The organism is Flavobacterium solisilvae (assembly GCF_012911605.1).
GTDB lineage: Bacteria > Bacteroidota > Bacteroidia > Flavobacteriales > Flavobacteriaceae > Flavobacterium > Flavobacterium solisilvae.
In genome coordinates, this window is sequence record NZ_JAAMPT010000198.1 from 46,291 (window position 1) to 58,596 (window position 12,306).

General features: G+C 34.9%; 9 protein-coding genes and 1 rRNA gene. 3 read left to right on the plus strand and 7 right to left on the minus strand.

Annotated features, from left to right (window positions below; genetic code table 11):
* Positions 1-42 precede the first annotated feature (42 nt).
* From G6042_RS03420 to G6042_RS03445, 6 genes are all read right to left on the minus strand, one after another.
* Positions 43-861 (minus strand): M48 family metallopeptidase, encoded by an 819-nt coding sequence (locus tag G6042_RS03420; protein WP_169522912.1) that lies wholly within the window; start codon positions 859-861, stop codon positions 43-45.
* Positions 862-896: 35 nt separating this feature from the next.
* Positions 897-3,296, minus strand: coding sequence for a glycoside hydrolase family 31 protein (locus G6042_RS03425; protein ID WP_169522913.1), 2,400 nt, complete (start codon positions 3,294-3,296; stop codon positions 897-899).
* Positions 3,297-3,481: 185 nt separating this feature from the next.
* Positions 3,482-5,386 (minus strand): 1,4-alpha-glucan branching protein GlgB, encoded by a 1,905-nt coding sequence (glgB, locus tag G6042_RS03430; RefSeq protein WP_169522914.1) that lies wholly within the window; start codon positions 5,384-5,386, stop codon positions 3,482-3,484.
* A gap of 238 nt (positions 5,387-5,624) precedes the next feature.
* Positions 5,625-5,936 carry a GIY-YIG nuclease family protein gene (locus tag G6042_RS03435; protein WP_169522915.1) on the minus strand — a complete coding sequence of 104 codons (312 nt, stop codon included), beginning with the start codon at positions 5,934-5,936 and terminating at the stop codon, positions 5,625-5,627.
* A 145-nt stretch (positions 5,937-6,081) separates the two neighbouring features.
* Positions 6,082-7,704, minus strand: a complete 1,623-nt coding sequence (locus tag G6042_RS03440; protein ID WP_169522916.1) for a maltokinase N-terminal cap-like domain-containing protein — start codon at positions 7,702-7,704, stop codon at positions 6,082-6,084.
* 18 nt (positions 7,705-7,722) lie between these two features.
* On the minus strand, positions 7,723-9,660 hold the full coding sequence (locus tag G6042_RS03445; RefSeq protein WP_169522917.1) for an alpha-1,4-glucan--maltose-1-phosphate maltosyltransferase: 1,938 nt from the start codon (positions 9,658-9,660) through the stop codon (positions 7,723-7,725).
* A 74-nt stretch (positions 9,661-9,734) separates the two neighbouring features.
* Here G6042_RS03445 and G6042_RS03450 point away from each other — a divergent pair, with 74 nt between their 5' ends.
* From G6042_RS03450 to G6042_RS03460, 3 genes are read left to right on the plus strand one after another with little or no spacing between them, the layout of a single operon-like run.
* Complete coding sequence (locus G6042_RS03450) at positions 9,735-10,598, plus strand: alpha/beta hydrolase (RefSeq protein ID WP_169522918.1); 864 nt, start codon at positions 9,735-9,737, stop codon at positions 10,596-10,598.
* A 30-nt stretch (positions 10,599-10,628) separates the two neighbouring features.
* Positions 10,629-11,267: a hypothetical protein gene (locus G6042_RS03455; RefSeq protein ID WP_169522919.1), complete on the plus strand. Its 639-nt coding sequence runs from the start codon at positions 10,629-10,631 to the stop codon at positions 11,265-11,267.
* Between the two features lie 4 nt (positions 11,268-11,271).
* Positions 11,272-11,916 carry an endonuclease III domain-containing protein gene (locus G6042_RS03460; RefSeq protein WP_169522920.1) on the plus strand — a complete coding sequence of 215 codons (645 nt, stop codon included), beginning with the start codon at positions 11,272-11,274 and terminating at the stop codon, positions 11,914-11,916.
* A 118-nt stretch (positions 11,917-12,034) separates the two neighbouring features.
* On the opposite strand, the gene rrf is transcribed toward G6042_RS03460, so the two are convergent.
* Positions 12,035-12,143 (minus strand): 5S ribosomal RNA (gene rrf, locus G6042_RS03465).
* Positions 12,144-12,306 lie beyond the last annotated feature (163 nt).

Consider the following 12,306-nt stretch of genomic DNA (forward strand, 5'->3'; position numbering starts at 1 on the left):
ATTAATCGGGATTAAATATACTCTTTTTTTGGAATTATACTATTATTTGAAAACTACTCCAAATTTAGCCGCTTCTGCTTTTGCTTTTGGTATTAATCGTTTCAAATTGGCAATTCTTGTTTCGTCTGATGGATGCGTACTCATAATTTCTGCTGGTTTTGCACCGTCTGAATTAGCCGACATTCTTTCCCAAAAAGCAACTGAAGTTTCTGGATTATAACCTGCAATTGCCATTAATGTCAATCCAATTTCATCAGCTTCTGTTTCATGACTTCTGCTAAATGGAAGCATTCCACCAACTTGAGTTCCAATACCATAAGCTTGCATAACCAATGCTTGTGTTTCTGCACTTTTTCCGCCAACAGCAGCTTGAGCAACTCCTGCACCTAATTGCTGGACTAATCCAGCACTCATACGTTGTTGACCATGATTGGCTAAAGCGTGAGCAACTTCATGTCCCATTACGGTTGCCATTCCAGCATCGTCTTTACATATTGGTAAGATACCTGAATAGAAAACTATTTTTCCACCTGGCATACACCAAGCGTTTACTTCTTTACTATCAACCAATTTATATTCCCAGGCATAACCTTCAAGCTGACCATCAGTTCCACGAGATTTTAACAATTTCTCGGCAGCAGCTCTAATTTTCATTCCAACGTTTTCAACTCTTTTAGCATCAGCTGTACCAGTAATCACTTTATTGGTTTTTAAAAACTCTCCATACTGATTAAAAGAAGAAGCAAAAATTTCAGAATTTGGTACTAATGCCCAAGTTTTCTTTCCTGTTACTGGATTTGTTGCACACGAAAATGCTAAAAAAACAAGTAAACCAGCACTAAATAAAATTCCTTTTTTCATGATTAATAAAATTTATTCGTACAAAATTACACAAATTATATACCAATTATATGTAACTCTGAAAAATCTTTATCAATTATTAAGAAATTATCTCCGTTTAATTGAACCTGCTCTAATGTTACTTTTTCGTTATCAATTTCTATCTTTTTTACTTTAAAAGGTAAACCTTTCAAATTGATTTTAAATTTAGAATATGAAGTTTCAAAAGTTCCTTCTTTATGTTGCTGGATGATAATTTCTTTTTCTTTTCCGTTAAAAGTAAATGTACGCAATGAAAATCGTCCTTTATTGTAATCATAACCGTCTTGAGCATCTTCATAAACAGTTGATTTTTCTTTACCTAATTTATAATAAACATCCAAAGTCAATTCGTCAAACTGCATTTCGCCAACATATTGTTGTACTGGATATTTTGGAATAATCGAACCTTCTTTTACAAAAACTGGAATTTCATCAAATTTTGTACTAACCCAAAGTTCTCTTTTTCCTTCAACAAATTCATTTGTCCAATAGTTGTACCAATTTCCTTTTGGCAAATACATTCGTCGTCCTTGAGCATTTGGCTCAAGAATAGGACAAACTAATATTTGATTTCCAAAAATAAATTCGTCCGTTCTGTAATGGGTATGCATATCTTCTTGGTCAAAGTATACCAAAGGTTTCAACATTGGCGTTCCGTCGTTTACATAATTCCAAAACATCGTATATAAATAAGGTAACAATTGGTATCGCAATTCCACAAATTTTCTTGTGATATCAATTACTTCTGTTCCAAATGACCACGGTTCTTGTTCGCCATGATCACCAGATGAATGCGTTCTGCAAAACGGATGAAAAACACCTAATTGTATCCATCTTGCATATAATTCACCCGAAGGTTGTTCTGCAAAACCACCAATATCTGAACCGGTGAAACCCATTCCCGACATCGACATTCGTTGCATTTGAATATTCGCAATCCATAAATGTTCCCAACTTGCCACATTATCGCCTGTCCAAGACGAAGTATAACGTTGTGCACCAGAATAAGCCGAACGCGTAATGATAAATGGACGTTTTGGATAAGCAAATCGCTTCACGCCTTCATAAGTGGCGCGCGCCATTTGTGTTCCATAAATATTGTGTGCTTTTCTATGACTGCAAGGATTTCCATCATAATCATGACGAACATCTGGCGGAAATGTTTTCCCTGGAACTTCCATAACAGCAGGTTCGTTCATATCGTTCCAAACGCCTTTTACTCCTATTTCTGAAATTAATTCTTTGAATAATCCAGCCCACCATTCGCGAACTGCTGGATTGGTATAATCGGGAAAATTACATTCGCCAGGCCAAACTTTTCCTTTCATATATGGACCATCGGCACGTTTACAGAAATAATCATTTTCTAATGCTTCTTTGTAAACCCAATAATCTTTGTCGATTTTTATTCCTGGATCGATAATTACGACAGTTTTAAATCCGTCTTTTGCCAATTCGGCAACCATACGTTTTGGATCGGGAAAATACTCTTTGTTCCAAGTGAAACAGCGAAAACCATCCATATAATCAATATCCAAATAAATTCCGTCGCAAGGAATTTTTAATTCTCTAAATTTACTGGTAATTTCTTTAACCTTACTTTCAGGATAATAACTCCATTTACATTGATGATAACCTAATGTCCACATTGGCGGTAATTCTGGTTTTCCTGTCAAATGTGTATACGTTGTCACCACGTCACTCATTTTTGGTCCATAGAAAAAGTAGTAATTCATTTCGCCACCTTCAGCCCAAAAACTGGTTACATTTCTTCTTTCGTGACAAAAGTCAAAAAAAGTTTTAAACGTATTGTCAAAGAAAACTCCATAGGATTTGTTGTGATGTAAACCTATATAAAACGGAACAACTTTGTATAACGGTTCTTGGTCTTTGTGAAAAGCATATTGATCCATTGCCCAATTTTCTACTCTTCGACCTTTTAAATTCAAATGAGAAGCTTTGTCGCCCAATCCATAGAAACTTTCGCCGTCTTTTGACTGCTTACTCATTTTTACAATGTTTCCACCATGTTCATAATATTCTTCCCAATGAAAACCTAATTCATCTTCAAGAATTGGAAAACCATCGATGTCAAAAATTCCGACTTTAGCATCATTTTTATTGATTTTACAAAACACTTTGCTGGTTTTAATCATGTAAAAAGTGCTTTCTTCAATTACATCCAATTGGTTATAACCATGCGATTGTGTTTTATCGATTGCATAAGAGAAATCTTTGCTAAAATAACCTTTTGTTGTATATCTAAAACGGATAAGACTATCGCGGAGAATGGTAATTTTTAAGATTACGTTGTTTTCGGTATAAAAAAAGATACTATCAACATCTTGCTCAAATGATATAATTCTTGATGGATATTGATCGCCTTTATGTTCTAGTTCTGTATTGGTAATCATAATTGATTTTTTGTGTAAGTGCCAAATTTACAAAGTTGATAATGAAATTTTTAAATCAAAACAAAGTAGTTTTTAACTACAACGTTTGCGATTGAGTATAAAGTAAAAACCATTAAGAAGTTAAGGTTCATTAAGCATCAAACGCCTAATTTTCTATATTTCTTAATGGTTATTTTTTATAAAAATTACGATATTTTGAAAACCGTAACTCCTAATGGTGGAAGAACAATTTCTGCCGAATAGTCTTTCCAGTTCCAAGGCGTTTTGTCAATGTTTATGGCTTTAGAATTAGTAACTCCGCTTCCGCCATATTCCACTTTATCCGAGTTGAAAATTTCGGTTAGTTTACCTTTGGTAGTCAGACCAATTCGGTAATTTGTTCTTACCACTGGCGTGAAATTACAAACCACAATTATATTTTCTTTTTCATCGTTTCCTTTTCTGATGTAACTCAAAACCGCATTTTCAGCATCCGAATAATTAATCCATTCAAAACCATCAACATGGAACTGTTTTTCATACATCGCAGGATTGTTTTTGTATAACGCATTCAAATCAGTGATGCATTTTTTAATGCCGTCGTGATAACCAAATTGTAACAAATGCCAATCTAAACTTCCTTCAAAATTCCACTCGGCACTTTGACCAAATTCAGCACCTTGAAACAATAATTTTCCCCCAGGATGCGTAAACATATAACCATACAACAATCTAAGATTAGCAAATCGCTGCCATTCATCGCCTGGCATTCTGCCAAGAATAGAATGCTTTCCATAAACAACTTCGTCATGCGACAACGGCAACATAAAGTTCTCCGTAAACGCATACGTCATCGAAAACGTCAAATCATTTTGATGAAAACGTCTGTAAATGGGTTCTTTCTTAAAATATTGCAACGTGTCGTGCATCCAACCCATCATCCATTTCATTCCAAAGCCCAAACCACCCAAAAATGTTGGTCGGGAAACCATTGGAAAGCTCGTACTTTCTTCCGCTATGGTTTGCACATCTGGGAAATTAGTATAAACCGCTTCATTAAAATCTTTCAAGAAACTGATTGTGTCTAGGTTTTCTCTTCCGCCATAAATGTTCGGCTCCCATTCGCCGTCTTTTCTCGAATAATCCAAATACAACATACTTGCCACAGCATCCACTCGAAGTCCATCAACATGGTATTGCTGCAACCAAAATATCGCATTACTTATCAAAAACGAACGCACTTCATTGCGTCCATAGTTAAACACTAAACTCTTCCAATCGGGATGAAAACCTTTTCGTCTGTCTGGATGTTCGTAGAGATTTGAACCATCAAAAAAGCCCAAACCATGCGCATCTTCTGGAAAATGCGACGGAACCCAATCCAAAATCACTCCAATTCCTGCTTGGTGCAATTTATCCACCAAAACCATAAAATCCTGTGGCTTTCCAAATCGAGACGTTGGCGCAAAATAACCCACCAACTGATAACCCCAAGACGGATCATACGGATATTCCATCACAGGCATAAATTCCACATGCGTAAAACCCGTTTCTTTAACATAAGCAACCAATTGGTCAGCCAGTTCCAAATACGTCAAAAACTTGCCTTCAGCATTGCGTCGCCACGAACCTAAATGCACTTCATACACCGAAAAAGGTTTATCCAAACCGTTTTTATCCTTTCGGCTGTCCATCCATTTTTTGTCTTTCCACTTATAGTCCAAATCCCAAATAACAGAAGCCGTTTGTGGCGGATGTTCACAATACAGTGCAAAAGGATCGGCTTTTTCAGTGATAATTCCGTTGTTGTTGGACTGGATTTTATATTTATACGTTGTGCCTTTGTCCACGCCAGGAATAAAACCTTCCCAAATGCCCGAACCATCCCAACGAACGTTCAACTGATGTTCGCCTTGTATCCAATAATTAAAATCGCCCACCACCGAAACCGATCGTGCCGCTGGTGCCCAAACCGCAAAATAAACACCTTTCACGCCATTCACCTCCATCAAATGCGCGCCTAGTTTTTCATATAATTTAAAATGCTTTCCCGCTTTGAATAAATCAATATCAAAATCAGTGAAAAGCGAATGTGGTTGTACTTGGTTCATGTTTTATGTCATTGCGAGGAACGAAAAATTTCATTCACTCATTACTATTTTATTTTTACCGCGAATTCGCGAATTTTATTTCCCTTTATTTGTTTGCCCTTCGACTGCGCTCAGGGTGACAAACCCTAATAAAAAAGAACAAATGTTCCATTGACTACATTCTGTCACCCTGAGCGCAGTCGAAGGGCTATTCCATTTTTTACTCATTCATACTTACAGTAATGAAAGAGCAAAACAACTATGGTTTATATTTATGATGCGTTGCATTCCTACACTCCGCCAAAGTCTCAATCATATCAAAATCTCCTTTTATCAAAGCTTCTTTCTTAGCTTTCGACCATTTCTTTAATTTCTTCTCAAAATAAATCGCCTGATTAGGTTCTGTAAAATCCTGATACCATTCCAATACAACTGGTCTTCTTTTAAAAGTATAAGCATCAGGCAGTTTTCCATCATTATGTTCATTTACTCTTCGTTCCAAATCATTTGTAATTCCTGTATAAAGAGAATTATCGCTGCATCGCAAAATGTAAACATAATAAAATTTCATAACTTTTTTTTTTATGTTCTTCGTTTGCTTCCCTTCGACTGCGCTCAGGGTGACAAATAGTGCTAAAAAGGACAAATATTGTACAATTCTACATTCTGTCACACCGAGCGCAGTCGAGGTGCCACAAAATACAACTCCCAATTCTCTAATACTTCATTATACTTTGAATACCTCGCAACGGAATAACCGCCCAACGTGGTCGAGAGTTCAACTCATAGCCCAACTCATAGACCGCTTTTTCCAGCAAACAATATTTGAGTAAAAACTCAATTTCGTGGCTATAACCAATATTCAAATTCCCCGATTGTGCTTTCTCAATATAGGTTTCCAAAAATGCGCCAACGAAATAATTGAACAATATTTCGGCAGTTTTAAAAAGTTGCTCTTGCTCAAACGGATATTTGTCTTTGTTGTTGAAAATCGTAGCATAAATGGCGTAATGAAACGAGCGAAACAATCCTGCAACATCTTTCAACGGCGGTTGTTTTACCTTTCTATCGCGAATGGTACTTTCGGGTTCACCTTCAAAATCAAGCAGATAGAAATCATCGCCATTGACCAAAATTTGTCCCAAATGATAATCGCCATGAATTCGAATGCGTTCCGATTTCATTTTTGTCCAATCGAAATCGACAAAATGTTTACGAACGATTTTTTTATTTTCCATAAACTGATGCGCCAATTCGAGTGCCAATCCGTCGAGTTTGTGCAAACTATTCTCAATAATATTCAGTCTATTTTGAAATTGATAAAGCATTCGGTTTTTCAACCAAACGGTATAATCGCCATTGTAAGTTGTTGGTGTAAAAGCCGTATCGTGAATGTCGCCACCAAGTGCAATGTGCATTTCGGCAGTTCGTTTGGCTAAGGTTTGCAGTCGAAGAAACAAACTCAATCCAACCCAATCAATAATTTCAGGCGGAATTTCGTTGATTTTCATTCGCTTGAACAATGGAATATCGGGTAATTTGTCAATTTTTATCTTCTTTGTCTTCAAATTCATGAAAACACCATCGATTTCTTCGAGCATAAATTTCCACGCATCGCCTTGATTTGGAACTAATTCTTGCATTAATCCCAGTGTAATATTTCCTTCGGGCAAAGCCAAATTGATACTTCCAGTATAAGCAGGCGAACTTTTGAAATGCATTCGTTCGGTTAAAAATCGACTGATTTCATAATCAGGATTGGTGCTGACATAAATTCGTCGGAAAATCTTCAGCACAAAAGCATCATTATAAATTATAGACGTATTGCTTTGTTCCAAGCCCATGAATTTGGATGACTTATATTCTTTGTCGTCAAATTTGGAACCTTTATGAAAGACTAATTTCAATTCAGGATTTTCTTTTGCCTGAACAATATTATCAAACAACAATTTCCTAAAATCTTCCTGATGTAAAGCATCAACCAAATATCCTTTTTGATTTCCTAACTGAATAGGAGCAATAATAGTATTAGTATCCAATTCTTCTTCCGCCATAAATGCCAACGGCATGAAATAATGCTGATAAAAAGCTTCTTTGAAATTGACTTCCAAAAGTACGCCGTAATAGGTGTTTTTCTTCGAAGTAATTTTAAAATGGTCAACAACTTCGATGTATTTTAACGTACTCGCTTTTCCGCCATACCAACGTTTATTGATGATATAATTCTCTAAAATATCAGAAGAAAAGACTTTAATAAACTCTTCATCTTCTAAGGCATTTTTCCAATCTGTTTTGAAAACAAAAGGTGTGGCAAAAGTTTCCTGATTTAAATTTTCCATGTTAATTATGGATTTATGCTATTTAAAAATTTTAAATAAATGGAACGGCAACGCCGGATGTAACTCTACAAAATTCCATTCTTTGTCCCAATAATAACTGTTTCCTGTGATTAAATCGACCACTTTTATCGTTTGTCCTGGTTGAATTCCTAAGGATTGCAACGGTAATTGAACCCAAGTTTGCTTTGGATAATACGGATCGATGTTACAAATCATCAAGGTTTCATCGGTTTTATCATCGTCAAATTTGTAGTAAGCAATAACTTGATCGTTATCGGTATTACAAAACTGAATGTTATTCGTTTGCTGCAGTGACGGTTGTTCGTGACGGATTTTGTTCAGTCGAGTGATTAATGTAATCAATTTGTTTTGAACCGTCCAATCCCAATGATAGACTTCATATTTTTCGGAATTGAAATATTCTTCTTTGCCTGGCATTGCAGCCGAAACCATGTATTCATAGGCTGGACCATAAATTCCAACACTTGAACTCAACGTTGCTGCCAAGAAATATTTGTGAAGGTAAACACTTTCCATTCCGCTTTGTAATGCATACGGAAGAATGTCTGGCGTATTTGGCCAAAAGTTTGGTCGGAAGAATTCTTTTTGCTCCGTTTTGGATAATTCAGTAAGATATTCAATTAGTTCAGCTTTGGAATTTCGCCACGTAAAATAAGTATAGGATTGTGTAAATCCTTGTTTTGCCAATTCATGCATAATTTTTGGTCGCGTAAATGCTTCGGCTAAAAACAAAACATCAGGATGTTTTTTCTTTACTTCGGCAATCAACCAACCCCAAAAATAGAATGGTTTAGTATGTGGATTATCTACTCTGAAAACTCGGATATCACATTCTTCTACCCAAAATAGCGCAACGTCTAACAATTCTTTCCAAAGATTTTTCCAATCACCACTTTCAAAATATATCGGCTGAATATCTTGGTATTTTTTTGGTGGATTTTCAGCATATTGAACCGTTCCATCAGGTCGCCATTTGAACCATTGCGGAAAATCTTTTACATACGGATGATCGGGCGCAGCTTGCAAAGCATAATCCATTGCAACTTCAATTCCGAGTTTTTTTGCTTCTTTTACCAATGATTTGAAATCATCAATTGTTCCCAATTCAGGATGTGTTGCTTTGTGTCCGCCGTGTTTTGAACCAATTCCCCAAGGCGAACCAACATCTCCTTTTTGCGCATTGGTAGCATTGTTTTTCCCTTTACGATTAACTTCTCCAATGGGATGAATTGGTGGAAAATATAAAGTGTCAAATCCCATAGCAGCAACTCTTGGTAAGAGTTTCTCACAATCTTTAAATGTTCCGTGCTTGCCTTCTTGCGAAGCCGAACGTGGAAAAAATTCATACCAAGTGCTAAACAATGCTTTTTTTCTATCAACGTAAACTTTCAGTTCAGCCGATGTATTAGCCAATGTTCGTGTTGGATGATTATAAAAAATATGATGCAATTCAGCCGACAAAGCAATCTGAATGGCATCATCATATAATTTTTCGTCTTGAAAAGCTTTAATCGCTTTCGTCAAATAGGCTTTCTCTTCCTTAGAAACTTCTTTTAAAATCGCCTGACAATACTCAGCTCCTTCCAAAAGTTCTGATTTTACGTGTTGATTATCCTGAATTTTGCGCTCGGTTCCATGTTGCCAATTCAAAGCATAATCAACCCAAGCTTCAACAAAATAGGAATAATGACCTTGTTTTTCGACTTTAAAAGTAGCTGTCCATTCATCATTACCCATTTCCGTCATTCTCACTTCTTGCCATTTTTTGTCTTTTTCGTGTTTGAATTTCACGCAAGTTGCCACAACATCATGTCCATCGGCAAAAACATTTGCAGTAACTACCACTTTTTCTCCAACAATTCTTTTGATAAAAAATGCACCACCGTCTAATTGAGGTTGCACATTTTCGATTATAATTCGGGTTTGGTTTTGCATTTTATATTAATTTTAGGAAGTTGTAATTTAGAAAAAAATACAATACATTATAAATTGCATTAAAATTTATTGAAATGACAAAAAAAACCAAAATAGGCAATCAATCATTGAAAATTCCTAAGATAATCCTTGTAACAGCTAAATTTTTAGAAGCAATTTCACCAAAATTAGCGATGCTCTTTGCAGCAAAATTATTTGTAACACCAATAAAATATAAAATTCCAAAGCGAGAATTGCACATGGAGCAAAAAAGTATTCAAAGTAAACTTTTTGTTCCTTCGCTCAAAAAGAATATTGTGGTTTATAATTATGGTAAAAGTGATAAGAAAATATTATTAGTTCACGGTTGGTCAGGTCGTGGCACACAATTAGTAAAAATTGCTGATGAAATGCTGGATTTAGGATATTCAACCATTAGTTTTGATGCGCCAGCTCATGGAAAATCGGAAGGAAAAACTACTATAATGACAGAGTTTATTGCTTCAATTTTAGAAATCGAAAAACAATTTGGTCCATTCGAATTTGCGATTGGTCATTCACTTGGCGGAATGTCAATTCTAAACGCTATAAAACAAAATCTAAGTATAAAAAAAGCAGTAATCATTGGAAGTGGTGATATTATTCAAGACATTATTGATGATTTTATTCAAAAACTGCAATTGAAACCGAAGATTGGCTTATTACTGAAAAATCATTTTGAAAGAAATTTTGGCGAACCAATGGAAAATTATGCGGCAAGTTTTTCGGCAAAATCAATAACTGTTCCAGTTTTAATCATTCATGATAAAAATGATGATGATGTAAATGTAAAAGCAGCTTACAACATTCATAAAAACTTAAAAAACAGCTCACTGATGATTACTGAAGGTTTAGGTCATCGAAAAATTCTGGGTGACAGCAAAGTAATTGAAACTGTAAAAGAGTTTATTTGTAACTAATTTTTAGTAATTTAGTTACAAATATAAATCATGTCGTACATCCAATTAGCACCAAATATTTACGATTGTAGCAGTTGCCAAAAACGATGCGACGGAAAATCTATTGGAGTTTATGATTTTGAAAAAGACGTAAATTTCTCTGAAGCTATCGAAGAACAAGTTATAAGACGAATTAACAAATCAAATGCTGAGCTATTCGCTTTTAAAACTAAAAAAAGTGGTTATCCTGATATTGAAATAATTTCTAAAACTTCAATAGATATTCCCGTTTGTTATATTGAAATCAAGGTACAATCTCGGACATTTATGTCAGTTGAAAAGATATTACCAAATAGCAATTTAAAACCCTCCGAAACTATCGCTCTAAATTTGAGCGATTTAGAAAGATACTTTGAAATTCATGAAAGAGAAAAAATAGACTTATATATCGTTTGGTGCATAAAAAATAGAAATTGCATAAACAATCAAAATACAGATTTATATTTTTATCAGAATATTAAAGAATTAGAAAAAATCAGATTTAATGATAAAAACAATTCACGAAAATTCAGAAGAGCTTCTGGGATTGGAGATGTTGTTAATGGTCAACACAAAGGTGTTTTAGTTAATTATCACTTCAGTTTAAACGAATTAATCGAAGGACTTCCAACTATTATAAATACTTATTAAAATAATGAACTTATTTAAAACAGACGACAATTGGTCAGAAAAATTAAAGCCTTTAATCGAAAAATACAAAGGAAGAAAGCATCCGTTAGAATATAAAAACAACTACCAACTATTGGTCATGGTTATACTTTCTGCTCAAGATTCTGATGCTAATATAAATAAAATTGCTCCAACATTATTTGAAGTATTTCCAAATATGAAAACACTCGCTGATTCAAATACTGACACATTAATCCCATATATTTCAAAAGTTAGAAATTTTGAAACAAAAGCAAATTGGATTATAGAAATAGCACAAACAATCCAATCTAACGAAAATATTCCACTATCAATGGAGAAACTAACGGCACTCAAAGGTATAGGAAGAAAATCAGCAAATGTAATTCTTGGAGAAACAAATAAACTCGCGGAAGGAATAATAGCTGATCTACACGTAATAAGAGTAGCGCCCAGAATTGGACTTTGTAACGAAAATAAAGACGGAAACAAAATAGAAAAACAGTTGATGCAAATACTCCCAAAAAATATTTGGAACGAAATTGGAATGGCACTTTCCTTTCTAGGAAGAGAAATATGTCGTCCAACAAATCCAAAGTGCAATGACTGTATTATAAATATTAATTGCAAACATTACAAATCAACTCAATAATATAAATATTCCCATACTCTTTAATTGTTTGTTGTCATTTCACTTCAATCCATCCCACTAAGAAAGAGGTGCTTTATAAACAAAAAAGCCTGTCTAAATTATAGACAGGCTTTATAAAAAAAGGCGGCGACATACTCTCCCACAAACTGCAGTACCATCTGCGCAATCGGGCTTAACTTCTCTGTTCGGAATGGGAAGAGGTGAGCCCCGACGCAATAACCACCTTAAAAGGTTTTGCAAGGGTCTCGTTCTTAAAACGAGAACATTACACAATATCTTAACATACTGAGATAAAGAAAATTTATTTTTTTGAAAGATTGCTCTTGTGTCTCATTAATTAAAACGAGACACAAGATGCGACGTACATAAGCTTACGGATTATTAGTACTA

What these genes read in the sequence shown, in the direction of transcription:
- G6042_RS03420 (WP_169522912.1), bottom strand. Translation starts at nt 861, where the DNA reads ATGAAAAAAGGAATTTTATTTAGTGCTGGTTTACTTGTTTTTTTAGCA.
- G6042_RS03425 (WP_169522913.1), bottom strand. Translation starts at nt 3,296, where the DNA reads ATGATTACCAATACAGAACTAGAACATAAAGGCGATCAATATCCATCA.
- glgB (WP_169522914.1), bottom strand. Translation starts at nt 5,386, where the DNA reads ATGAACCAAGTACAACCACATTCGCTTTTCACTGATTTTGATATTGAT.
- G6042_RS03435 (WP_169522915.1), bottom strand. Translation starts at nt 5,936, where the DNA reads ATGAAATTTTATTATGTTTACATTTTGCGATGCAGCGATAATTCTCTT.
- G6042_RS03440 (WP_169522916.1), bottom strand. Translation starts at nt 7,704, where the DNA reads ATGGAAAATTTAAATCAGGAAACTTTTGCCACACCTTTTGTTTTCAAA.
- G6042_RS03445 (WP_169522917.1), bottom strand. Translation starts at nt 9,660, where the DNA reads ATGCAAAACCAAACCCGAATTATAATCGAAAATGTGCAACCTCAATTA.
- G6042_RS03450 (WP_169522918.1), top strand. Translation starts at nt 9,735, where the DNA reads ATGACAAAAAAAACCAAAATAGGCAATCAATCATTGAAAATTCCTAAG.
- G6042_RS03455 (WP_169522919.1), top strand. Translation starts at nt 10,629, where the DNA reads ATGTCGTACATCCAATTAGCACCAAATATTTACGATTGTAGCAGTTGC.
- G6042_RS03460 (WP_169522920.1), top strand. Translation starts at nt 11,272, where the DNA reads ATGAACTTATTTAAAACAGACGACAATTGGTCAGAAAAATTAAAGCCT.